A 24951-nucleotide genomic window follows, 5' to 3' on the forward strand; every position below is an offset into this window, starting at 1 on the left:
ATTGGATGGCAATCCTAACCAAATGTTTTTATTAGAATCATGAAACCTCATTTTCATAAAGTACCCATTACCCTGCAAAGTTCTTTTAGTATCCGTCATGATATTAAACCCGATTTCGGTAATATCTGGCATTACCATCCGGAGCTTGAACTGCATTATGTAATTAAAGGTGAAGGTGTACGTTTTATCGGCGATAACATCAGTAATTTTGTACCTGATGAAATGGTTTTGCTGGGCGAAAACCTGCCACATACCTGGCGTTGTAAAGATGAGTATTTTCAGGGCAACCCCGATTTAACTACCGAGGCAATGGTGATTCATTTTCTGCCTGATTGCCTGGGGAAGTATATGCTCACTTTGCCGGAAGCTTACCTGATTCCGAAGTTATTTGAGAAAGCAAAAAGCGGCATGGTAATTAATGGTAAAGCTAAAGACAAACTGATTGATTTAATGCGTGCCGCAGTTGATGCCACCAACCTTGACCGGATTATTATTTTGCTCTCCATTTTAAAAACACTGGCCGAAACGGATGAATACTCGACCATTGTAACGAGCAAAAACACCTTTTACCAAAGCAATGAATCTGAAACCCTGCGGATTAACAAAATCTGCAATTATACCTTAAGTAATTATAAAAAAGAAATTACATTGGAAGAAGTAGCTTCTTTAAGCAATTTGAGTGTAACCTCTTTTTGCCGTTATTTTAAGCTGATGACGAAAAAGACATTCTACGATTTTCTGATCGAGATAAGGGTGAGCCACGCCTGTCGTTTTCTGATTGAAAATAAGTTGCCTACTGAAATGATCTGTTTTGATTGTGGCTTTAATAACGTTTCCAATTTTTACCGGCATTTTAAAAAGGTAACGGGAATGACGCCGCTGGATTATAAGCGGAAGTATTTGAATTAATTCTTTAAGACCTTACAGGTTTTTAAAACCTGTAAGGTCTGAATAGAAAATGTCAGATGGTAACATCTGACACCACACCAAAAAACCTATAAGGTCTGGTTTATATAAAAACTTCAATATTTAACTCGCTTCTTAAGGCAGTATAATCATCAAACAATTTTTCTACTTCTTTAACTACATCGGACGTAAATGCGCCCACATTTCTCCGTGTAAAAGTTGAAATGTTTAACCCGCGTTTCTGCAGAAAATATTTGGAAACTACGGGGTAAACGTTGTGCATCACGTCCATATTATCTGTTAGGAAATTTTGCACAGCAGCTACATCATCTTTTAAATGGTTATCGTTGTAATGGTCGCAAAGCCAAACAATTAACTCTGGAAAATAATTGCCCTGAATGCAGGATAATCCTGAAGTACCTGCTTTTAACGATTCTACGGCATGCACCATATAAGCATCATATAAGCCAAATGCATGGCCATCAGTGAGTTTAAGTTTTTCTTTAATCTGAATAAGATCAAGGCTGGTATCTTTATGGTAAATTACCCTTCCTGTTGCTACAAAATCAGCCAGTTGCTGTGGTTTTAATACTCTTTTGTAGGGTATAGGGCATTCATAGAAACCCATCGGAATTTCATCCGTCTGATGCAGCAGCTCGAACACGCGGTCGTTAAATATTTCATCGCTTTCCTCCTCATTGGCCAATAAACTGGTAATGGCAATAACGGCCTCAACGCCGGTATCGCTCACTGCTTTCACAAAATCGGCCTGTTTGGAAATGGGCCCACCAAAGGTACCGGTAGCCACAACCGGTACTGCTCCGTTTACAACTTTAATAACATGTTTGATGACCTGGATGCGCTCTTTATCTGTTAATTCGAACATTTCGCTCGAAAGGCAATTGGCAAATAAACCCGATGATCCGGCCTGCAGATAAATCTCTGTAAGCTGGGTAAGTGCCGGATAATCGATATTTCCATTGCTTAAAAAAGGCGTAAGCATAACCGGGATGAACCCTTTTTGTGAGTTTTCCATTATATTGTGTCCTAATAAATTGTTCTAAATAATTGCCAGATTGAACCTTCCGGATTTAACTGACGGTTTTGATTTTTCTGTTTTTAATTTTCGTCAGGAAAAGTCCTGTTAAAAAAATGGTTAAGGTACCGGTTACAATAATCATGTTTTTATGCAGTGGATTTATAAAAGCTTCATATTCCGGAGGCAGAAGAGAAGAAAATGTCATCCATATAATTACGGCAATACCGATAATAGTTGCGGTTATGGCTTCGTGGTTTTTGGTTTGCCGGCTTATAATGCCCAATAAAAACAAACCCAGCATGCCTGCGGCGAATATACCCGAAAGCTCCCACCATACATCCAATATACTTTTTACCCCAATCATGGCAATGCCCGCAATCATGCCCAGTAAACCAAAAGCTACTGTTGCGATGTGCAGCAGTGATAAATTCTGCTTTTCATTGATTTCGGGTTTAAAATACCGCTTGTAAATATCGACCGAAAAAACAGTTGCCGACGCGTTCATTCCGGAGCTGATGGTGCTCATAGCGGCCGATAAGATGGCTGAAACAATCAGTCCCACTAAGCCCACGGGTATTTTGGTCACCATAAAATGCGGCATAATTTTATCGCCGTAATCTGCCGGTTGTAAAGCGTTCTGTACTTTTAAAACCTCAGTTGCAGCAGCATGTAAAGGCAATCGCTCTACCGCTACCTGGTGTTTGATCGATTGTACCAGTTCAGGATTAATTTCGTAGTAGGCAAATAAGCAAGATCCTATAATAAAGAAAAGTAAGGATGCCGGAATATATAACCATACACATAACCAGATTGATTTGGAGGCTGCACGGCTTGATGAAGCGGTATGGTAGCGCTGTATATAATTCTGATCCATACCAAAATTATTCAGGTTGATGAAAAAGCCATAAAGCAAAACTACCCAAAACGATGAGCTGATAAAATCAGGTTTAAAGCTGCCCAGACTAAATTTATCGGCGGCTTTGCCTATCTCTGCTATTTTCGCTACTCCGCCGGGCATATTGCTGATCACGATATAAAGGATGAGTAAAGCACCAAATGTTTTTACGATGGCCTGTACCACTTCTGTCCATATTACTGCTTCGATTCCTCCTAAAACGGTATAAACAATGATGCAGATGCCCATTACAATCATAATCATTTGCATGGAATAGCCGGTTAAAGCCTGTAAACTCAAAGCGATGCCGAAAAAGATGGAACCCATCCTTGCCAGTTGCGTAAGTAGGAAGCAAACGACAGCATATACCCTTGCCCAGGCACCAAAGCGTTTTTCGAGATGGGTATAGGCCGATATTTCACCTGTATTTCTGTAAAATGGCACAAAGTATTTAGAAGCTACCCACGCGGCCAGTGGCATTGAGATACTAAATACAAAAGCATTCCAGTTACCACCAAAAGCTTTTCCGGGTACACCCAAAAAAGTATTGCTGCTTAAGAACGTTGCATAAATAGATAAACCTATTGCCCATCCGGGAATGAGGCCCGAAGCTTTTGTAAATTGCTCGGAATTCTTATTTTTCCTGGAAAAATAAACACCAACCAGTATCATTCCAACCAAATAAATGGCGATAATCGCAAGATCGAATATAGGCAGACCCTTCATTATTGGTTGGCTCGTTTATTAATTTGGTTAAAACAAATATGCATTTCTAAAAAACAGTATTCATATAAGATTTTGGCTACATATTGTACCATCTTATCTTATTGAACATCCAAAGCATCAATACTCATTCCTTTGGTTTCGATGGCAGTAATTCTTAGCTGATAGGCACCTGCGTTAATCATACTACCGGTACTGGTGCTGAAATAGTTCCATTTACCTGCCTTGGTTGGTACAAATTCTGCCTGTTCTGTTTTCATCAAAGTACCATCAGCTGATAAAAGTTCCAGTTTAGCTTTGAGGTTTTGCTCAAAAGGGTTGTGATATTTAATGGTTAACGAATAGTTATCGGCAACGCCTACGGCGAAATTCCAGGTTAGAACGGCATCTGTATTGGCTTTAAAAGTAACGCGCTCCTTGCCCATCAACTCTTCTTTTACAATGTGGTTACCTTTTAAAATGGCATCGGTAGCCTTGTAGGTGGCGGTATTTTTTAAATCGTAAGCAGGTTGTAAATGCGTAACCGGTAAAACGAAAACATTTGCCGTGCCGCTCTCAAAAATGATCCGCTCGTTTGGATTAAGCCGTTTACGGTACAGTTGGAAGCTTTCTGCGTTGCTGTTGACCAGAGCAGTTTTAGTATCTTCAAAACCTGTTGGCACATGACTGTTGGGGTTTAATGCAACAAAGGTATCTGCTGTGTCTGTCGCGGTAAATTCAATGCCCTCCTGCCCGCGCGAAGCTTTAAGCCATTCGGAACCAAATATGCTGGAAGGCAGGCTGGTAAAGTTTGTTTTTTCTCCAATAAATTGTGCTTCTCCAATGTCCAGCCAGTTATGTACTTCTGCATTTTTAATTTTGGTTAGAAGCGATTGGCTTGCGGGTGCAGGCTTAATATTTTGATTTGAACTGGCTATGGCAATGGCCGAAATTACTGCCTGTCCAACTTTTATTTCCGGAAAATGAATCGTTAAAGCACCACCCTTTACAGTCGTTTTGATGGTTTTCCTTAACAATGTATTGCTCCCGGCTTCTTTCCAGATATCTAAATCTTTAATCACGGTTTTGCCATTGAAAGCCACATCGAATAAGCGCATGCCTTCCGCGTCTAAGCCACCACCTATGCCCAACCAGGGTTCTATAAAATAAAGTTCTACCAAATATTCGCCATCTGGCAAAGGAAAGTGGTATTTCAGCTGGTCCCGGCCATACCTGAAAGTCTGAAATAACTTCCAATCGGTTGTGCCTGCAATGGGTTGAAAAGTACGGCGCTGACTGGCAAAAAAAACAGGTATACCCGGAAAATCTTTTGTCCAGGAGCTTGAACCAAAACAATTTTTCGCCGTTAAGTTCCTGTCTGCCGACCATTGATTCCCGTAGGTATCAGTATAATCATCGCCACCACAATTTAAGCGGTAAACATAGTGGTAGCTTTTTTCGGGAGCTATTATTTTTTGATCGGTAACCAGTTGATTAAAATCAGGGCTTTGCGGTAGATTTTGCAAAACAAGCTGATCTTTTGCAACCGCTTTCCCATTAACGTAACCTATCGCATACAATACATTATATTTGATATTGGGTTTGTTCCACTGAAAATGCGTGCCGGTTACACCCCGCTTCTTTTTGCCAAGCGATTGACTGCTAATATCGTTAAAAAGCGCTACTTCATCGCAATTGGAATATACCACCACACTATCTTTTATCCCGGGCCTGCTCCAGCGGTTTGGCCAGGTATGCGATACGATGTATACCATCGGTTGTGTTGCTTTTGGCGCATAGTTAGCCCTGAACATGTAAAAAACATCGGTAGGTTCTTCCCATGGCGTAAACATGCCTTTATAATTTACAGGGCCAACCCGGTCTAAATCCCGAAGTCCCTCGCCTCCCTGAACGCGACCCGGATTATCATGCGAGCTATACAGCCAGAAAAAATGCCCTGCAGTTTTATCCTTTACCGATTCGGCCAAACGCACTTTGGTTTCCATCAGGACGGTCATTTTGTTTTCGGTATAACCCTTTCCTGCCGCATCAACATCGTGCAGATCGATGGTTCGCCAGGCGCCGTATTCGCCTACCAGAACCTGTCTTTGCAGGTCTTCGCCATAAGTTAAGGGGTTGCCGCCATAGGTGCCTGTCCAGTTTTGGGGAACATCCCAATCGGTGCCTTTGCCGCCATTACAAGTGGTTACTTTTCTTTGTGACGATGCGGTTGGGTCAAGTTTACGGATTAATTCGGTGCACTCCCGGGCGAAATCTTCAGGCAAAGTGCTTTCGTTTTCCAATCCCCATAAAACCACAGCCGGACTATTTCGTCTTTCTTTTACCCAATCGATTAAAAGGGCTTTAAAGTTTTTTCTAAATTCAGGGGTATCGTACCAGATGTGTGCAGCCATTTGTGTCCAGCATAAGATCCCTTCCTTATCCCAATAATTAGAATACAGCAGGTTGTGTGGCTGGTGTGCATCGCGGAAGGCATTAAAACCTGCAGCTTTAATCTGCATCACACGCGAACGGATTTGGGCATTGCTGAAAGCATGGCTCTGGCCGATTAAATGTTCGTATTCGGCTATCCCATTGATAAATACTGGTTTTCCGTTTAACAAAAATACTTTCTGATTGGCCTGTTCCCCGATTGGCCAGCTAATCCATCGGATGCCGTAAGGTGTTTGCTGTTCATCGAGCACTTTTCCATTTTCAATGAGGGTGGTTTTAAGCGTGTAGAGATATGGGCTTTCCAGCGACCATAATTTCGGATTACTTATAGTAGCCGTTTTCTGTACTACATTCATTTCTTTCCCCGGACCAAGATGAATGGTACTTGTTAAGGTTTGTATTATTTTTCCATTTGCTTCTGTGAGCTGACTGATCAGGTTAAGCGATTTTCCTTTTGAACCATAGTTTTTAAGACTTGTAGTGAAATTTAAAACAGCAGCCTTTTCTGAAATTTTATTATCGTTCCAAATGTGAATACCAAAAGGTTCTACGCGAACTTCATTAGTAACGATGAGGTGAACAGGCCTGAAAATCCCCATAGGTTGCGAGCCTTCCGAAAAGCCACGTTCAGTAGAACAACCGCCATCAACCCAGGGTAAATCCTGAATGTTAGCCGGGTGATCGGCCCTCACCGCCAGTATATTTTCAACGTTATTCAGTTTAATCGCCGTTGTAATGTCGAGTGTAAAGGTAGTTCTGCCACCTGCATGGTAGCCTACCTTCTGACCATTTAGCCAAACAGTTGCATAAGAGCCTACTCCTTCAAAATACAAAAAGAAACGTTTTCCAGCCTTGATTTCATTTGTTTTAAAACTCTTGCGATACCAGGCATAACCGTGTTTGTTACCGTGCAACCTGCGTTGGTAGCCCTCGTATTGATCCCAGTTATGCGGTACATTTATACTTTCCCAGTTTTTAGGATGATAAGTGGCTGCCTGAAAACCCTCAAAGGCATTTATACTTTTCTCATCGGCAACAGTAAGCCAACTGTTATTTAAAGAAATAGTCTTCCGGATTTGAGCATTAACCAAATTTATACTGCATAATGCCAGCAACAATAAGGTGAAGAAATGCTTTGAAGTATAGGTTCTTGGTTCGTGCTGACATGAACCAAGGCTTTTGAATATGGGGATTACTTCCTTGCCCAAGGTACGTGTCTCCACGGACCTTTTATCATTAAAAATATTATCAAAACAATTCCTCAACCAACTCATCATTTCAAATCTCCGTTCAGTTTATAAGTTTCGCCTGCTTTGGTGTGCAGTTCTACCACTAAATTTTTATAATGCAACGTGCAATCTCCACCGGTTTTAGATTTCAGTGTAAATGAAGTTAATGTACCTTTATCCCAACTCAAATCTACTTCGAAACCACCTCTGGCCTGTAAACCTCTGATGTTGCCAGTAGGCATCGCTGTTGGCAAAGCCGGTAAAATATCCAGATAGCCCTGATGGCTTTGCAGGATCATCTCAGCTATCCCGGCAGATCCCCCGAAATTGCCATCAATCTGAAACGGCGGATGTGCGTCGAAAAGATTTACGTAAGATCCGGCTCCGTTATTGGCTGGTTTCAGCAACATCTTTACCAGTTTCATGGCATGATCGCCATCCTTAAACCGGGCCCAGAAATTTATTTTCCAGGCCAAACTCCAGCCCGTGGCATCGTCTCCACGATACAGCAATGATTGTTTTGCTGCCTGCATCATTTTGGCATCAGCATCCCAGGTAATGTCGCTGCCGGGATAAACGCCCCACAAATGTGAAACATGACGGTGTTTGTTGGTTGTATCGTCTTCATCGGTTAGCCACTCTTGCAACTGGCCATATTTACCGATTTGATTTGGTGCCAGTTGTTTCAACTTTTCCTGCAGTATTTTTTTGAAATCTGTATCTGTGTGGAGTACATCGGCAGCGGCAATACAGTTCTTAAACAGTGAGCGGATAATCTGGTGATCCATAGTTGGCCCGGCTACCAAACCTCCATTTTCGGGTGAGTTAGATGGTGTACTGATTAACCAACCTGTTTTAGGATCTTTTATCAGAAAATCTACAAAGAACAGCGCAGCCTTTCTCATTGAAGGGTAAGCTTCTTTTTCGAGGAATTTCCGGTCATGGCTAAACTGGTAATGCTCCCATAAATGCTGGCATAACCAGGCTGCGCCGCTTACCCAGATGCCATGATCAGCAGCGTTTATAGGGGCGGTTCCATTCCATAAATCGGTGTTATGGTGTAGTACCCAACCCCTTGCATTGTAATATGCTTTGGCCGTTTCGCCACCGGTTTTGATTAAACCTTTAATTTTCCGGAATAAGGGTTCGTTTAAGGCCGATAAGTTTAAAACTTCTGCTGGCCAGTAATTCATTTCCAGGTTGATGTTGGTGGTATATTTACTGCCCCATGGCGGGGTTAATAAATCATTCCAGATGCCTTGCAGGTTGGCCGGTTGCGTTCCTGGTCTTGAACTTGAAATTAGTAAATACCGTCCATATTGCATATATAAAGCAGCAAAAGCAGCATCACCGGAAGTTGCAAATTTTTTCAAACGCTCATCTGTTGGTAGGCGTTCATTTTCTGACCGACCAAAACTAACCTCAAACCTGTTGTAGTATTGCTGGTATTCTTTAACGTGGCTCTGCTTTATTTCAGCATAGGTTTTCCCTTTGAGGCTTTTGAGCGCTTTAAAATTGGCGGCAGCCGGTAAGCCTGAAACATCCTGCGCATTAATAAAATTAGTGCCTGCAATTAAGTAGAGGGTAACCTCATCTGCCTGATTTATACTGATTTTTCCGTTTGTAATTTTTAAACTTCCTTTTTTAACGATTGCCGTTAAGCTGCTTTCTCCTTTTAATGCCCCATTGTTAACTGCAACTGTTAAAGCAAGTGTTTGCTTATCCAGTATTTTAACGGCCGACCGGCGATGCGGACTTGATAATTCGGCATCGAAGGTGATGGCTTTAGGTTTATTGGCACTTAAATGAATAACTACCGCCTGGTTGGGTTGACTGGCAAAATATTCGCGCTGATAGTTTACCCCATCGCTGCTGAAAGTAGTTTTAGCTATCGCCGTGCTGATATCCAGCGAACGTTTATAGTTGCTTACCAGTGATTTACTAAATTTAAAGTATAAGTTAAGGTCACCAAAGGGTTGGTAGCTCTTCTGATACTGCGATATGGCAGGCGGGTTTTCATCCTGAATTTTATATTTCCATGCTTTTTCCAGTGAAACTCCTTGTGTAATATCTGATCCTACCGGATAGATACCAATTTTTTTGCTTGTATCTTTATAGCCGAGTAAACCACCCTTATCAGCATAATTAAGCACCTGTATAGCAATGGTATTGCTGCCTGTTTTAACCAGTTTTGCCGGAACGGTGTATTTTCTCGGTTCATTGTTATCAGTATTGCCAACCAACGTGCCGTTAATGTAAGTAAAATCCTGATCACGGATGCGGTTAAGATCAAGTATCAAATCTTTTCCATTCCAGTTTTCAGGGACATCGAAAGTTGTTCGAAGCCATACTGCTCCGTCTAAATTGGCAAGTCCAGCCGTTTCCCAGCCATCAAAAGCTGGTACTTTGAGGCTTTTCCAGTTTTTGTCATCAAAATTGGTCAACGCAGGATTACCCGTTAAGCCTTTTCCAGCTTTCATTTGGTTTACCCAGGCATTTTTGTCTCCGGCTTCGCTTTGTAAACCCATAAACTGTGCCTGCGCAAGGCTTTCGGCTTCTTTTTGTTTTCCCTCAAAAAGCAGTTCTCTAATGTCTTTTAAATATTTATATGCCCCTTTTCGGTTGTAACCTCTTGGTTTTCCGGTCCATAAAGTTTCTTCATTAAACTGGATATGATCGACCATGGTACCTGCAAAAATCATGGCGCCAATGCGGCCGTTACCAATTGGCAATGCATCTGTCCATTTTTCTGCAGGTTTATTATACCACAAAATATGGTTGTTTTCCTGTGTCCATGCATTTGATTGAACAATTATGGCTAAAATTAAAGTGGCTAAAGATTTAAATTTCATGTTATTGTACTTTATCGCCCGAAATAATTTCGATAGTGGCCATTACTTCTTTTTCTTTTTTAACGGGCGTTTTCACCCTTCTGAAATTATTGTTGCCTAAAAATATATTTTTCGTTTCAGCACCACTTAATTTTAAGTATGTATTTACTTCAGATGAAGGAAAAGCATTGTATAAAAAGAGGTCAGAAGTATTGGTTAAGTCTATAACAGCTGCATCTGCAGGCACTTTGTCGCTTTTTAGCCCATCTATAATCAGGCTACTTACCTGAGTTGCCTTTATTGCTGGGCCAATTTGGGTATTAATGGCTAGCTGGTGTAGTTCAATAGCTGTAGCATTACTAATCGAAAAACCGCTTTTCGCATCAAGGTTGATGTCGTTAAAAGTAACATTGCTGATGGGCATTTCTTCAAGCCCGTTTAAATAGGCCGCCTGGTTTACCTGTCCTGTGATGTTGGCGAAATGAATGTTCCGGAATGCCGGCGTACGTACTGAAACTGGTTCAACCTTGGTTTTAGCGTATTGCATATCGAGTACAATGGCTTGTTCGCGGATGTTTTTCATGATGATATTATTCACCCTGATCTCCTCTACTACACCACCCCTTCCGCGTGCGGTTTTGATGCGGATACCGCGGTCAGTTCCATCGAAAACGCAGTTGGAAATGGTTATCTTGCGTACATCGCCCGACATTTCGCTGCCAATTACTACGCCACCATGACCAGACAACATGGTACAATTGGTAATTACATAGTTTTCGGCCGGAACTGCCATTTTTCTGCCTGGTGCATCTTTACCGGATTTAATGGTGATGCAATCGTCGCCAACACTGATGTGGCAGTCTGAAATGTGTACGTTTTTGCACGATTCGGGGTTAATGCCATCGGTATTGGGCGAATGCGGATTATTTATGGTTACCGCATGAACTTTCACATTTTCGCAGAACTCAGGATTAACCGTCCAGAATGGTGAATTGCGAATGGTAATGCCTTCAATCAACACATTTTTGCAGAACATGGGCTGGATAAACGGCGGACGTAAAAAGCCGCGTTTCATTTGTTTGGGATCGTCCGGTAAGATGATGTCCTTATTTAGGCTGGCAAAGGTGGTTTGCCATTTCGATACCGGTTGCCCTTCTTTATAACCTTCAACAAAATTCCACCATTTTTTACCGTGGCCATCAATTATACCTCGACCGATAATCGAGATGTTCTCGGCTTTATAGGCATAAAACAAGGGCGAAAAGCTGGTTACATCTACCCCTTCATATCGGCTTTTGACCATCGGAAGGTAATCGTCAAAGTTATCGCTGAAATGGAGCTCTGCACCAGCATCAATTAAAATGGTAATATTACTTTTTAAATGGATTGGCCCTGTTAAATATTTACCTGCCGGAAAATAAACAGTACCTCCACCCATTTTTGAAGCCGCATCTATCGCATTTTTGATGGCTCTAGTAGCCAATTTACTGCTGTCGTTTTTAGCGCCATATTCAATTACGTTATAGTACCCTTGTGCCTTCGCGTTAAGGTAACCGATAACTGTTATTGCAAAAATTAAAGTTTTGATTATGTATCTCATTAGGTTTAAATATTTATTTTTTGCTGTATCCATGTTCTGTATACTTGCAATACAAGCCAATTGTCTTAAAAAGATTGCTTCAGGCCATTCGCCTCCCCGCCTTCCGGTTCGCAATTACAGTTTTATTTACTATCGTCCTCGTTTGTAACGGGGATGATCGGGTTTAGCGATTGTATCGCCGCGGTTTACTCCTATCTCTCCGTAGCGTTCCAAACGCTACTGATTGGAATAGAAATAAGTCTTTGACCCGTATTGCTATTGAGTTATAAACTCAATCCTATTCAATAATCCGTAGTGACGCTGCGCTTAACACTACGGAGAGATGTTTTATTTACTATCGTCCTCGTTTGTAACGGGGATGATCGAGATTAGCGATTGTATCCCCGCAGTTTACTCCGATCTATCCGTAGCGTTCCAAACGCTACCAATCTGGAATAGAAAAGAGTCTTTGACCCGTATTGCTATTGAGTTATAAACTCAATCCTATTTAATAATCCGTAGTGACGCTGCGCTTAATACTACGGACAGATTATTTATTATCGTCCTCGTTTGTAACGGGGATGATCGAGCTTAGCGATTGTATCGCCGCAATTTACTCCGATCTATCCGTAGCGTTCCAAACGCTACTGATTGGAATAGAAAAGAGTCTTTGACCCGTATTATTGATTGAGTTATAAACTCAATCCTATTCAATAATCCGTAGTGACGCTGCGCTTAACACTACGGATAGGATTTAGTATTTAGTTCATCAACACTTTTAAAGGTTTTAAATCTTTGCCTTTAAAAATCATCTTTCCATCTGCAAATACTAAAAATCCCTTACCTTTTTGGTATTTATTTCCGGTTTTATCCCACAATACCGTTAAAATCGTGTTGTGATAAGAAACGTCATCAAGGATAAACCAATCCCATTGATTTTTGGGAATTAGCGGATAGATTTCCAATATGTTGTCTGCCCGTGGTTTGATGCCAACCAGATCGTTGATAATCAAATCGCAAAAAGTAGAGTGATTGTAAAAGCTGCTTCGCGGATTATCGCCTTTTAACCATTCGCCATTCCTCTCGTCCTGGTACTCTCCGATGTAAGGTTTGCCATTTTTGGTGTGCGATGCAGCGAATTTATGTAACTCTTTATAGAACACGGTCGCGCTCATTTTACCATGCTGTTTATAGTTGGTAAGCAGATTAGCCAATCCTTTAAGCGTTTGCGAGCTGGCAAATGGCCAGAGTGCGCCATCCCATTCGCAACTATGGCCCGTACCGCGCGTTCTGAACGTCGGATTTCTCCTTTCCGCAGTGGTGAGGCCCCAGGGCGCATTAAAGCCTGCGGTATCTAACAACTGATCCCAGGCTTTTGCGTAGCTGGCTTTATCGTCTGGTAAATTAAAATCCCATGGAATAAAACCTATGGCTTCGCGAACCCCGGCATGTCCGCCCTTTGCTTTCCTGGTTTCGAAAAAAGCTGAAGCTTGATTCCAAAGACTATCCTGGACCAATTTTTTAATTGAATCAGCCTTCAGGTTATATTTAGTCACTAAGCTGTTGTCGCCAAACATTTTACCGAGCTTACTTAAAGCAATAGCATTGCCATACATGTAGCTGTTAATGGTTGGCCTTTGGTTTTGATCCCTCCTCGATCCGCTGATCGATTCCTCCATTCCATCTTTCACGTCGTTTTGCCAGAACAAGCCGTTTTTAAGCTTTCGCTCTGATTCCCATTTGGCATAATCTTTATCCAATGCAGGTAAAATATCCTTTAAGAATTTTTGATCGGGTTTTACCAGATGGTTTTGGTATACAGCATCATCAACCCAGCTGCTGAACTGGTGAAAACGTTGCTTGGTCTGACCTACATCAGCATGGTAGAGCCAAAATTTCACATAATCCTGTAAATAGCTGTTGTCTTTCAGCCACCTGCCCTCGTAAAGATGGTGACCTAAGGCACAGCTAATGGAATTGTATTTACCTGCATGTTTTACAGGCTCAATAAACTCGGTAAAAATAAAACCTTCCGGAGTTTTGACCAGATGCTTGCGATACGTCCACCAGCGGTAATAATAATTTTGCTCCAGCACTTCGTCCGGGCATTCAAATAAAGGAATCTGCCCCGAAAGCCAGTTAAAGGCTTCGGCATTAGTTATGTAGTTTTTTACAGCCTCAGTATCAATAGCATTAAAATACGTTACATACTTTTTTAGTTTATCTGTTCCGATAACCGTTTTTTGCTGCGCAAAGCCCATAAAAGCACATAGCGATAATATCGCTGTGGCTATAAAATTTCTTGTGTTTACCATCATTCAAATAACCAGTCTATATCTTTTCCATGTCCGTCCAAACCTGCGTTAAAAATCCGCAGTTCCTGTTTATCGTCAATAAAACCCAATACCAAACAAGCACCTTTGCCTAAATTTAAGGTATGTGTACCGGCTGGAAAAGCGTAAGCGTGTACGTTTACCGGCGGGAAGCCTGCCGCAACCAGCGCATTTGATATTTTAATTTCCGACTGACCATAATTATTGGCACTTGCATCGGTTTCCAGTTGCGGTGCTGCCAGGTACTGCGGGCTTTTCTGGTTAAAAAATCCAACCAGCAATTTTACGGACTGTGCGGTACTAAACTTAATTTCGGTTCCGTCTTTAATTTGGCTGGCTTTGGAAAGTTGAATGCCCTTTAAACCCTGCAACTCGTCTGCAAGCGCTTTAATTTTGACCGTAGTATCGCTAAAAACCACGGCCTCTTTAGCAATTACATAAGTCGCTTTATGATTTAAAATTTGTACTGCCGCCGCTTTATATTTGATTATTTTAGCTGTTTCTCCTTGCTTAACCGATTTTAAAGAATCAATACTGTATTTAAAATGATTGAGTTCCCTGGTAAAAACCGGCAACATTTCACGCCAGTGGATAAATGTTTTGTCTACGCCGCGCATCGGAATTTTGCGTTGCTTGGTCTGCATACTGTTTGCATATAAATAAGTTTTTTCAGTGTATTTAACCAGATTGGCATAGTGTGCTACACTTTTTTCAAGAAAGGGCAGTGCCTGAACCAGATCGGCCACATCGTTTGAGTATTTATAGCGTAATATCCAGAGCGCGGCTTTAACCTTTTCAGCGTAAAAGTTGGCCATGGCATCATAACAATACATGTCGTTTTTAAGCCGGTTAAATTCTGCGGTATCTTTAGTTACGGTTGGGGCTGCGTTTTGTATAGCAGCCAGAGCTTTCTGACCGTGTACCACAACTTCTTTGGCAATCTGCACAGGTGTTTCGCCGATATGGCCCAGCTTTTTAAATTCTTTCTCGGCGTAATCAATAATCATCTCTCCTTCCGGCGCTTCCGATTCGTACATTAAAGTAAATACGCCGTAACGATATGGATTAATGAGCTGCGTCATTAACATACCCAGCGTTAAAGTCTGGCGGTTGCCATCAGTTATGCCATACCGGCGCAGGAGTTTAGGCGAAATCTCTCCCGATTCTTCATAAGCATTTAGAATGGCCTTTCCACCCATTAGGCTGGCGCCGTATTTATCGGCCAGTGCTTCACCCCAATAGTTTATTTCCTGTGTGCGGTCTCTTTGTGAATTCCAGGAATAGCGGCCCCATTCCTTGTACCAGATCCAGTCACGGTCTACCTCTAACAAACGACCTTTAACATCGTCTGCAGCATATGGCCAATCCCAGTAGCTGGCCTGCGGGTACAGGTGCAGCCCTTTGGCGCCATAAATTTTGTTCATGGCCTGTACCGATTTTTGGATAAAATCTGCCGAACCATATCTAAAAGGTTCCAGATTAGCCAGGATGTGTACATTGGAGATATTTACCGTGCCAATGGCTGCCAGTTTACGGTTCAGTTCTGCCCAGGCCCCGCGTGGCGTGTAAGTAGTTAAAGCTTCACCATTAAATTTATTCTCGGTATACAGGTTTTTATAAAGTGGCAAAGCAGCTTTCATTACACTGGGTGCATCGGTATCGTGTGCCCGCAAAACAATAGGCGGCTCTTCTTTTATACCGGCAGCTTTTAAACCGTCTTTCACACCGGGGATAATCGTTTTGGTAAACCAATCGATATCATCCTGCCCAACCCCTTCCATGGCTTCGCCCAATGCCACCATTAAACCTACGTTCGGATATTTTTCTACAAATGCAGTGATCGATTTTTTGGTGTAATCCGCAATCAAAGGGATAATTGGTCGATTGCGATCCTGTGTTTTTAATCCGTGTTTATCGGCAAAAGGTTTAGGAATAATAATGTTGTAAAACATCTGAATTACCCAAATGCCACGTTTATCAGCCTCGTGCGTTAAGAAACTGAAAATTTCTTCGTTTTTTTTGAGCGTGGCATTATCTACTTCTAAGGCATAAGGATAGGCTTTTAATCGTAATAAAGACGAAAACGGGTGGCCGTTCCACAAATAAAGGGAGTTGTAGCGGTTCTCCACCATCATGTCGAGGTACTTAATCCATAAAGCCTTATCGTAAAGCCAGGGAAAAGTTTCAGGCGTGTATGGATATTCATAAACATCGTGTCCGGGTAAATAATCCGGCTTTTGCAAACCGATGCACGTGCCACGTAACACCATTTCAGGCTGATCGGTAAGCGATAAAGCAGTCGGCAATTTTCGGGTATCATGAATTCGGTCGGCCAGTTCAATGCAGCCGTATAAAGTGCCTGAAGCATCATGACCAGCGATATAAATGGTTCCGTTTTTATCTGTAAAAATGGTGTAAGCTTCTTTTTTAGCGGTGGCTATCGTATTTTTTACGGCTGCCGGTAATTTACCAGCTATAATCGCGTCGGAGAATATGCCGACTACAATGCCGGGTCTGCTTCCCCCTGCCTTAACCTGTTGTATTATTCTGGTCTGGTAACCAACTTTATTCAATGCCTTTAAAATACGTTCTGCACCAAACTTTATCCTTGTATGCGCAGCTGCAGGGATTAAAATGTTTTTATCAGTGCGGTTTCCGGCACTTGAAAAAGAGATTGATAAAAAATAACAGGAAATAAAAATCAGAAATTTTCTCATTTAATCTGGCTCAAATCACAAACCCTTTAAACTTAGGTAATGGATAATATTTGGTTATAATATTATTTAAATATAAAAATAATATTCAAATATAAGTAAATTGACTTTTGCGTTTTGTAAAATTTATGCAAGGTAAAGCCTGTTTAAAGCTTTTTGGCTGGTATGACAATATCTGTTAATATTTAGACAAGAAGATAAAATTTTTAATCAACAATATTTATTTTATTTGTAGTCGTATTCTAATCAATTATAATATTCCGCCGCTTTTCAGGCGGTAGCAAGCACAAATTATAATGTGAAGAGTGCAAAATCAACATACGTATATTACATCAACAATCAATTTAAACAATACACATGTTTTCACTCAAAAATAAAAAAGCAGTAGTTACAGGTGGCGGAAGTGGAATTGGCAGGGCTATTGCAACTATTCTGGCCAAACAAGATGCCGAAGTACATATCATTGAACTGGGTGTTGCACAGGCAAAAGATACGCTTGATGAAATTAAAGCAGCAGGAAAGCAGGCTTTTAGCTATGCCTGCGATGTTTCAGACCACAATGCCGTTAAAGCTGTTTTTGAGCAAATCGGAAACATCAATATTTTAGTTAATAATGCTGGTATTGCGCATATTGGTAAAGCCGATACGACTGATGAAAGTGATTTTGACCGGGTAATGCGTGTGAATGTTAAAGGTATTTACAACTGCCTTCACGCTGCCATTCCACAAATCCGTTTGGCTGGCGGAGGTGTAATCATTAATATGGCCTCTATTGCAGCCCTAGTTGGCTTACCGGATCGGTTTGCTTACAGTACAGCAAAAGGCGCAGTTAAGGCTATGACCATGAGTGTAGCTAAAGATTATATCGGTGAGAACATCAGGTGTAATTCCATTTCTCCGGCAAGGGTGCATACCCCATTTGTAGACGGATTTTTACAGAAAAACTATCCGGACAATATCCCTGAAATGTTCGATAAGTTATCTAAAACGCAGCCGATTGGCCGTATGGCCAGGCCTGAAGAAATCGGTGCGCTGGCTTTATATTTATGTAGTGACGAAGCCGCATTTATTACCGGTTGCGATTACCCGATTGACGGTGGATTTACGACTTTAAACAATTAATATTCTTCTTAAATACAAAATATAACCTTTTTAACATGAAATTAATACGATTTGGAGAAGCAGGGGCAGAAAAACCAGGAGTGATCATCGGCGATAATTATTATGATGTATCTGCATTGGTCAGCGATTATAACGAAGCATTTTTTGGCGGCGACGGCTTAGCAGAACTAAAATCAGCTATTGCATCTGCTGATTTGCCACAGGTAGATAAAGGCGTGCGTCTTGGTCCGGCTTTGGCCCGCCCTTCAAAAATTATCTGTGTGGGTTTAAATTACAAAGACCACGCAGCCGAAACCAATGCCCCTATTCCAACTGAGCCGATTTTATTCTTTAAAGCAACTTCTGCTATCGTAGGACCGAATGATGATTTGGTCATCCCCAAAAACAGTAAAAAAACCGATTGGGAGGTAGAATTAGCCATTGTTATTGGTAAAAAAGCCAGTTATGTAAGTGAAGAAAATGCTTTGGATCATATTGCGGGTTACGTTTTGCATAACGATTACAGCGAGCGAGAATTCCAGCTGGAGCGTAACGGACAATGGGTTAAAGGAAAAAGTGCAGATACTTTTGCGCCAATCGGACCATTTATTGCCACACAGGACGAAATTGCCGATGTACACAATCTGCGTCTTTGGTTAACCGTTAACGGAAAAACTTTACAGGATGGCAATACCTCGAACCTGATTTTCAATGTGCCTTTTATGGTTTCCTACATCAGCCAGTTTATGACCCTTTTACCAGGTGATGTGATTACTACTGGCACACCTGCCGGCGTAGGTTTGGGACAAAAACCGGAGCCATGGTATTTAAAACCTGGTGATGTGGTTGAATTGGGTATTGATGGTTTAGGCTCCAGTAAACAAATTGTTAAATCCTATAGCGACATTTAAGATAAAAAGATATTGCCTTGGCGCTGATCTGCCTGACGATGCAAACCTCATTGTAGGATGAACGTAATACCAGGAACGGCAACTGAAGCAAACTGGATCTTAACCGATCAGATATTTAAACTTTAATAAAAATGATTGATACCCACGTACATTTTTGGAATTTCGATCCGGTTAGAGATAACTGGATTAATGACGACATGCAAATCATTCGGAAAGATTTTGCTCCCGAAAATCTCCTGGATATTTATAATGATTTAAATATTAAGGGATGTATTGCTGTGCAAGCAAGCCAGTCAGAAGAAGAAAATCATTTTCTGCTGGAACTGGCCGCACGACATGAAATTATAAAAGGTATTGTGGGTTGGGTTGACCTGCTTAATCCTGATCTTGACGAACGCTTAAGCCACTGGCAAAACCACCAGCTCATCAAAGGCTGGCGACATGTATTACAGGCCGAAAGCCGTGATTTTATCCTGAATCCTGCTTTTATTGCTGGTGTTAAGCAGCTAAAAAAGTACAATTATACCTACGACTTATTGTGTTATCACAATCAATTGGATGCAATTATACAAATGGTTGATCAAATTCCCGACCAGCCATTTGTATTGGATCATTGTGGTAAACCGGATGTAAAAAACCAGACTTTAAAAGAGTGGACTGAAAATATTAAAACTTTGGCCAACAATCCAAATGTGCGATGTAAGGTATCAGGCCTCCTGGCTGAAGCTGATTGGCTAAACTGGAAGGAAAATGAGTTATTTAAGTGTTTTGATGTCATATTTGAAGCATTTGGTCCTGAACGTGTAATGTATGGCAGCGATTGGCCGGTCGTGCTGATCAGCAGGCCATATCAGGATTGGTTCAATTTGGTAAATAACTACACTGAAAAATTTACTGCAGCAGAAAGAAAAATGATTTTCTCTGATAATGCAAAGGAATTTTATGGTATTTAAAGTTTATGCGCCAACGCTCGTTTCCAACGAGCGTTGAATATTTTATCGTTTATAACGATATAATCGTTTTGCTATTTATTCACTCGTTTGGAAGCGAACGCAAACAATTCCAACCCAAAACGATCAATACAAAATAGCAGATAGTGCAGGATGGAAAACATCATACAAAACATTAGTTTTCGTTTTTTAAACACCATCTGACCAACACAATATTTAATTATGAGTAAAAAGATTACATTCCCCTATAATCCTCAATTCCCTTCTGTAGCCGATTTAAGAAAAAGAGCAAAATCAAGAATCCCTAAATTTGCTTTTGATTACCTGGAAGGTGGTTGTAATGAGGGACTTAATTTATCAAGAAACGAGAGCGACTTCGATAATATTTACCTTAAACCAAATTATTTGCGTGTTGGTGGGGAAATTGACATGTCGGTTGAGCTTTTTGGGCGTAAATACAGTGCACCTTTTGGCATCTCTCCCATCGGTTTACAAGGTTTAATGTGGCCTAATGCACCCGAAATCTTAGCGAGGGCGGCAGCCAGACACAATATTCCCTACACACTGAGTACGGTATCTACCAGCAGCATCGAACGCATTGCTGAAGTTTCAGAAGGAAAAGCCTGGTTTCAGCTTTACCATCCCACCGAAAATAAATTACGGGATGACATTCTATCACGGTTAAAAGCAGTTGAATGCCCGGTTTTGGTTGTGCTGGTAGATGTTCCTGCTTTCGGATTAAGATATAAGGAAATTAAAAGCGGCCTTTCCATACCACCCAAAATGTCGGTCAGCAATATTTTACAGGCATTTGCCAGGCCGTTATGGGGTATTAAAACGTTGCAACATGGTATTCCCTCTTTTGCTACCTTAAAACCTTATATGGAAAAAGGTATGGACATGTCTCAGCTGGGACAGTTTATGAACCGAACCTTTACCGGAAAAGTTGACATTGAAAAGGTGTCGGCAATCCGGGAAATCTGGAAAGGCCCATTGGTATTAAAGGGCATAGCTACCGACGAAGATATGCAGGCTGCTATCCAGATTGGCGTTGATGGGGTCATCGTTTCGAATCACGGCGGCCGACAGATTGATGCGGGTGAATCATCGATCAACTCTTTAATTAAACTTGCGGCAAATGATGCCTACAAGTCAAAACTGAAAGTCATGATGGATGGAGGAATCCGTTCGGGTGTTGATTTGGCCAGGGCACATGCCGTAGGCTCTGAATTTAATTTTATGGGCCGTCCGTTTATGTATGGCGTTGGGGCATTGGGTAACGACGGTGGAGACCATACCATCAATATGTTTAAAACCCATTTGTACCAGATTATGCAACAGCTTACGATTGAAACAGTCTCTCAATTCCCTGACCGGTTATTGGAAGTGTAAAGCGTTATTTTATTAGCTATCAATGTGATTCGGTCGGTGTGACACCAACCGATAAGTTAAATGTGATTCGGTTGAATAAAGTAGGTGCTTCCTGAGATCGTCATTTCGAGCGGAGTGAAACGAAGTCGAGAAATCTTTCGGTATAAAACGCTCTCATCTACTGGTTATTTAATTGATAAAAGTCTGTGTTCGGTCCTTGTCGTACAGACCTAAAGATGAATATTGTGACACTGTTTGTTGTCGCACCAAGCAGCTGCTTCTAAAAAAAAAGACCTCGCGGGTTTTTAAAACCTGCGAGGTCTGTCATTAACTTAACCTTAATTCAATATTCTTATTTCGAGAACTTATAAGTTGTACTTGTTTTATACGTTTCACCTGGTTTAAGAACGGTCGAGGCAAAGTTCGGGTGGTTTGGCGCATCAGGAAAATGTTGTGTTTCCAGGCAGAAAGCCGAACGGTGTGGGTATGATTTACCGCCTTTACCATCTTTATCCGCTCCGGTTAAGAAATTACCACTGTAGAACTGTAAGCCAGGTTCTGTGGTTATCACTGATAGCACAATACCTGTTTTTGCGCTTTTTACCACCGCAACCGGTGTTTTACCATCATGGTGGGTTAAAGCAAAGTTATGGTCATAACCTTTACCAAATTTTAACTGCTCATCATTATCGCCAATCTGCTTGCCAACTAATTTTGCTTTGTTAAAATCGAAAGCAGTACCCGCCACCTGCTGTAATTTTCCGGTTGGGATCAAGGTCGAATCAACGGGTGTATAAGCATTGGCATCAATCATCAGTTCGTGATCCAAAATGGTACTATCTCCTTCACCATTAAGGTTAAAATAAGCATGGTTGGTTAAGTTAACAATAGTTGTCTTATCTGTAGTGGCTTCATAATCAATCTGAAGTGAATTGTCGTCAGTCAAAGTATAAATTACCTTAACGTCCAGTTTGCCCGGATAACCGGCTTCCCCATCTTTAGAAACATAAGTTAATTCCAGCTTCGTACTATCTAATTGTTTAGCATCCCAAACTTTACCAAAGAAACCATCAGTACCACCGTGCAAGGTATTTACGCCATCGTTAAGCTGTAATTGATATTCTTTGCCCTCTAAAGTAAATTTACCCTTAGCAATGCGGTTTCCGTAACGGCCAATCAGTGCACCAAAAAACGGCTCCCCTTTTTTGCGGTAGGCACCAATACTATCATAGCCCAGTACTACATCGGTTAGTTTGTTGTTTTTATCTGGTACCAGCAACGAAACTACTCTTCCGCCATAATTGCTAATAGACACAGAAGCGCCCTGCTTATTTTTTAATGTATAAAGCTTAACCGCTTTACCATCAATAGTGGTGTTGTATTTTAACGAATCTTGAGGTGTGCTGCTTGCTGTACCTTTATCAGTTGTGGGGTTACATGCGCTAAAAGCAAGGGCTAAACATAAGGTAGCCAATGGCAATGCTTTAAGAAATGGTTTTTTCATCAGTTTACTTTTTTTTAAGTTGATGAAGCGATCGTGATTTTTACATAGCAAAATTCCTGATGCTTGCATACAGATTTATTTTTGGTTAGGGCTAAAGTAGTAAAAAATAATTAACGTCAGGTTAACGATTATCATATTATTTCTGTTAATATTGATGATCATTCCTTACATCAAAAAAAATCATATAATTTAGCAAGCATATGCGCGATTTGAATTTCAGGCCAAAAGCTTTTCTGTTTGATTTAAACGGAACCATGATTAACGATATGGAGTACCATACCATGGCCTGGTACAGTATAATGACCGAAGATTTAGGTTCAGACCTTGACTATGCAAGCGTAAAAAAAGAAATGTACGGCAAAAACCACGAAGTACTGGAACGTGTTTTTGGTAAGGATAAATTTAGCCAGGAAGAAATAGAACGGCTTTCGGTAGAAAAAGAAAAGCGCTATCAGGAAGGTTATCTACCAAATTTAGCTTTACTTCCCGGCTTAAACAATTTTCTGGATCGGGCGAAGGCTGCAAAAATACCGATGGCCATTGGCTCGGCAGCTATTCCATTCAACATTGATTTTGTGGTAGATGGTTTAAACATTCGCCATTACCTGGATGCGATTGTAAGTGCAGATGACGTACAGATGAGTAAACCTGATCCGGAAACCTTTTTAAAGGCTGCAGCCGCACTGGGCATTTCAGCCGCCGATTGCCTGGTGTTTGAAGATGCACCAAAAGGTGTAGAGTCAGCGCTGAACGCAGGTATGCAATGCCTGGTGTTAACAACTACACACGCAGTTGAAGAATTTGATGGTTATCCAAATATTTTGGGCTATATTACCGATTACAACGATGCTAAATTAAATCTGCTTTTTTAAAAATGGGAAAATACTTAAATCAGAAACCTGTACTGGTTGCTGTTGACTGCATTATTTTTGGTTACGACGGCGAACATCTTAAACTTTTGGTTATCAAAAGAGCTATTGAGCCAATAAAAGATCAATGGAGTTTAATGGGCGGTTTTATTGGCGAGGATGAAAACCTTGATGGTGCTGCGAAACGGATCCTTTTAGAACTTACCGGACTGCATGATGTATATTTAGAGCAATTGCACGCTTACGGTAGCCCTGACCGGGATCCGATTGAACGTACGGTATCAGTAGTGTATTTTGCATTGATTGATATTAATAAATACAGCAAACAGATTAACGACCAGTACCATGCTGAATGGTTTAAGGTTAAAGAAGTACCTGAACTGATTTTTGACCATAACGTGATGGTTAAAGCAGCGATGGATAAAATCCGATACCAAGCTGCCCTCCACCCTGTTTTGTTTGAGTTATTACCGAAACGTTTTACCATACCACAATTGCAGGCGCTATATGAACAGGTTTACGATGCGCCCATTGATAACCGCAACTTTATCCGCAAAATAACGGCCAGTGGTTTGCTTATTAAACAAAATGAGAAAGATAAATCGAGTTCAAGGCGGGGTGCTTTCTACTTTAAGCTCGATAAAAACAAACACAAAGCCCAGTTTCAATCATTTTTGAACTTTATACCCAAAACATCCAAATAAGAAGTCTCAGATTTTAACAGCTACCGCCCCATCATCATTAGTTTTTTTAAAAAAAAATATTAAAAAAAATCAGGTGTTACCCATTTTAAAATCAAGGGATTACAAATGGCCAAACTAAATTCAACGCTAAACATCGAAAAACATTTTATAAAACATTTGCAAAGAAAGGATTAATCTCTATATTTGCACCTCCTTAAACAAAAGGAACGATTCCGTAGCTCAGCTGGTAGAGCATTACACTTTTAATGTAGTGGTCCTGGGTTCGAATCCCAGCGGGATCACGAAAGGCGCAAGAGATTGCGCCTTTTCTATTTAAAAGACTTTTTAAAGCGCAATTCCCGAAAAATAATAGTTCATGTCTTTGCGTGTTCCGGTACCGGCCTTTGTTTTTTCTAAAAATCAAAAAGTGTATTTCACTAAAATGATTTGTTAAGGATTTCAAATACAAATAATTTATTTTAACGACCTAAGCGATAACTCAATTTAGAATGCAAAGTTGAAAGCAACCGTCATTTATTAAATGTGGGTTGAAAAGGATTTAGCCGGGAAATCTATGAAGATAATTGCAACTACTGGCAGTAATCGCCTTATGGGATTAAATGCTTTGTCTGGCCAAATCAGAACCCTAATTTATGTGATGCTAAAATTGGTTGACATTCAAGATCATTAAATGCAGGCGTAAATCAATGCTGTTTAGAATAAATACGGCTAAAACGAAGTATATTAACGAAATGTATTAATCGTGTATTCCGGCAGAATAATTCCTTCTGCTATTCCGGAAATTAATTAAGCTCCCATCTCTTAGAACATTTTAGTAAGGCATCGAAAAGCGCTTTGTTCTACCCTTATTATTCATGCG

15 protein-coding genes and 1 tRNA gene are annotated in these 24951 nt (G+C 40.9%); 8 read left to right on the forward strand and 8 right to left on the reverse strand.

Features of this window, described 5'->3' with window-relative positions:
• Positions 1–39 precede the first annotated feature (39 nt).
• Positions 40–909, forward strand: a complete 870-nt coding sequence (locus tag BM107_RS01035) for an AraC family transcriptional regulator (RefSeq protein WP_090979354.1) — start codon at positions 40–42, stop codon at positions 907–909.
• 100 nt (positions 910–1009) lie between these two features.
• On the opposite strand, the gene BM107_RS01040 is transcribed toward BM107_RS01035, so the two are convergent.
• The 7 genes from BM107_RS01040 to BM107_RS01070 form a co-directional block, all read right to left on the reverse strand.
• A complete protein-coding gene (locus tag BM107_RS01040; protein ID WP_090979356.1) occupies positions 1010–1942 on the reverse strand; it encodes a dihydrodipicolinate synthase family protein in 933 nt (310 codons plus the stop codon).
• 55 nt (positions 1943–1997) lie between these two features.
• Positions 1998–3566 (reverse strand): sodium:solute symporter family protein, encoded by a 1569-nt coding sequence (locus tag BM107_RS01045; RefSeq protein WP_090979358.1) that lies wholly within the window; start codon positions 3564–3566, stop codon positions 1998–2000.
• Positions 3567–3664: 98 nt separating this feature from the next.
• Positions 3665–7219, reverse strand: coding sequence for a malectin domain-containing carbohydrate-binding protein (locus BM107_RS01050; protein WP_244278689.1), 3555 nt, complete (start codon positions 7217–7219; stop codon positions 3665–3667).
• Between the two features lie 50 nt (positions 7220–7269).
• Positions 7270–10077 carry a glycoside hydrolase family 95 protein gene (locus BM107_RS01055; RefSeq protein ID WP_139222253.1) on the reverse strand — a complete coding sequence of 936 codons (2808 nt, stop codon included), beginning with the start codon at positions 10075–10077 and terminating at the stop codon, positions 7270–7272.
• A gap of 1 nt (position 10078) precedes the next feature.
• Positions 10079–11656: a glycoside hydrolase family 28 protein gene (locus tag BM107_RS01060; protein WP_090979960.1), complete on the reverse strand. Its 1578-nt coding sequence runs from the start codon at positions 11654–11656 to the stop codon at positions 10079–10081.
• Between the two features lie 740 nt (positions 11657–12396).
• A complete protein-coding gene (locus tag BM107_RS01065; RefSeq protein WP_244278690.1) occupies positions 12397–13953 on the reverse strand; it encodes an MGH1-like glycoside hydrolase domain-containing protein in 1557 nt (518 codons plus the stop codon).
• Complete coding sequence (locus BM107_RS01070; protein WP_090979364.1) at positions 13950–16685, reverse strand: alpha-d-galacturonidase; 2736 nt, start codon at positions 16683–16685, stop codon at positions 13950–13952. Before BM107_RS01070 ends, BM107_RS01065 begins: the two co-directional genes overlap by 4 nt.
• Before the next feature lie 354 nt (positions 16686–17039).
• On the opposite strand from BM107_RS01070, the gene BM107_RS01075 reads away from it, so the two are divergent.
• From BM107_RS01075 to BM107_RS01090, 4 genes are all read left to right on the forward strand, one after another.
• Positions 17040–17804, forward strand: coding sequence for an SDR family NAD(P)-dependent oxidoreductase (locus tag BM107_RS01075; RefSeq protein WP_090979366.1), 765 nt, complete (start codon positions 17040–17042; stop codon positions 17802–17804).
• A gap of 35 nt (positions 17805–17839) precedes the next feature.
• Entirely contained in the window at positions 17840–18694 is an 855-nt protein-coding gene (locus BM107_RS01080; protein WP_090979368.1) for a fumarylacetoacetate hydrolase family protein, read from the forward strand.
• A 131-nt stretch (positions 18695–18825) separates the two neighbouring features.
• Positions 18826–19647: an amidohydrolase family protein gene (locus BM107_RS01085; RefSeq protein WP_090979370.1), complete on the forward strand. Its 822-nt coding sequence runs from the start codon at positions 18826–18828 to the stop codon at positions 19645–19647.
• 219 nt (positions 19648–19866) lie between these two features.
• Positions 19867–21036 (forward strand): alpha-hydroxy acid oxidase, encoded by a 1170-nt coding sequence (locus tag BM107_RS01090; protein ID WP_090979373.1) that lies wholly within the window; start codon positions 19867–19869, stop codon positions 21034–21036.
• Between the two features lie 331 nt (positions 21037–21367).
• Here BM107_RS01090 and BM107_RS01095 read toward each other — a convergent pair whose 3' ends face one another.
• Positions 21368–22519 (reverse strand): aldose epimerase family protein, encoded by a 1152-nt coding sequence (locus BM107_RS01095; RefSeq protein WP_090979964.1) that lies wholly within the window; start codon positions 22517–22519, stop codon positions 21368–21370.
• 200 nt (positions 22520–22719) lie between these two features.
• Between BM107_RS01095 and BM107_RS01100 the strand changes: the two genes are divergently transcribed.
• The 3 genes from BM107_RS01100 to BM107_RS01110 all read left to right on the forward strand — a co-directional run bounded on the left by BM107_RS01100 (position 22720) and on the right by BM107_RS01110 (position 24373).
• Positions 22720–23391 carry an HAD family hydrolase gene (locus tag BM107_RS01100; RefSeq protein WP_090979376.1) on the forward strand — a complete coding sequence of 224 codons (672 nt, stop codon included), beginning with the start codon at positions 22720–22722 and terminating at the stop codon, positions 23389–23391.
• 2 nt (positions 23392–23393) lie between these two features.
• Positions 23394–24092: an NUDIX hydrolase gene (locus BM107_RS01105; RefSeq protein WP_090979378.1), complete on the forward strand. Its 699-nt coding sequence runs from the start codon at positions 23394–23396 to the stop codon at positions 24090–24092.
• A 208-nt stretch (positions 24093–24300) separates the two neighbouring features.
• A tRNA-Lys gene (locus BM107_RS01110) sits at positions 24301–24373 on the forward strand.
• Positions 24374–24951 lie beyond the last annotated feature (578 nt).

Origin of the sequence: Pedobacter suwonensis (assembly GCF_900111825.1) — a bacterium.
Taxonomy (GTDB): Bacteria; Bacteroidota; Bacteroidia; order Sphingobacteriales; family Sphingobacteriaceae; genus Pedobacter; species Pedobacter suwonensis.

Bases quoted from the DNA above. Each gene is read 5' to 3' on its own strand.
- BM107_RS01035 (WP_090979354.1), top strand. From the start codon at position 40: ATGAAACCTCATTTTCATAAAGTACCCATTACCCTGCAAAGTTCTTTT.
- BM107_RS01040 (WP_090979356.1), bottom strand. From the start codon at position 1,942: ATGGAAAACTCACAAAAAGGGTTCATCCCGGTTATGCTTACGCCTTTT.
- BM107_RS01045 (WP_090979358.1), bottom strand. From the start codon at position 3,566: ATGAAGGGTCTGCCTATATTCGATCTTGCGATTATCGCCATTTATTTG.
- BM107_RS01055 (WP_139222253.1), bottom strand. From the start codon at position 10,077: ATGAAATTTAAATCTTTAGCCACTTTAATTTTAGCCATAATTGTTCAA.
- BM107_RS01060 (WP_090979960.1), bottom strand. From the start codon at position 11,656: ATGAGATACATAATCAAAACTTTAATTTTTGCAATAACAGTTATCGGT.
- BM107_RS01065 (WP_244278690.1), bottom strand. From the start codon at position 13,953: ATGATGGTAAACACAAGAAATTTTATAGCCACAGCGATATTATCGCTA.
- BM107_RS01070 (WP_090979364.1), bottom strand. From the start codon at position 16,685: ATGAGAAAATTTCTGATTTTTATTTCCTGTTATTTTTTATCAATCTCT.
- BM107_RS01075 (WP_090979366.1), top strand. From the start codon at position 17,040: ATGTTTTCACTCAAAAATAAAAAAGCAGTAGTTACAGGTGGCGGAAGT.
- BM107_RS01080 (WP_090979368.1), top strand. From the start codon at position 17,840: ATGAAATTAATACGATTTGGAGAAGCAGGGGCAGAAAAACCAGGAGTG.
- BM107_RS01085 (WP_090979370.1), top strand. From the start codon at position 18,826: ATGATTGATACCCACGTACATTTTTGGAATTTCGATCCGGTTAGAGAT.
- BM107_RS01090 (WP_090979373.1), top strand. From the start codon at position 19,867: ATGAGTAAAAAGATTACATTCCCCTATAATCCTCAATTCCCTTCTGTA.
- BM107_RS01095 (WP_090979964.1), bottom strand. From the start codon at position 22,519: ATGAAAAAACCATTTCTTAAAGCATTGCCATTGGCTACCTTATGTTTA.
- BM107_RS01100 (WP_090979376.1), top strand. From the start codon at position 22,720: ATGCGCGATTTGAATTTCAGGCCAAAAGCTTTTCTGTTTGATTTAAAC.
- BM107_RS01105 (WP_090979378.1), top strand. From the start codon at position 23,394: ATGGGAAAATACTTAAATCAGAAACCTGTACTGGTTGCTGTTGACTGC.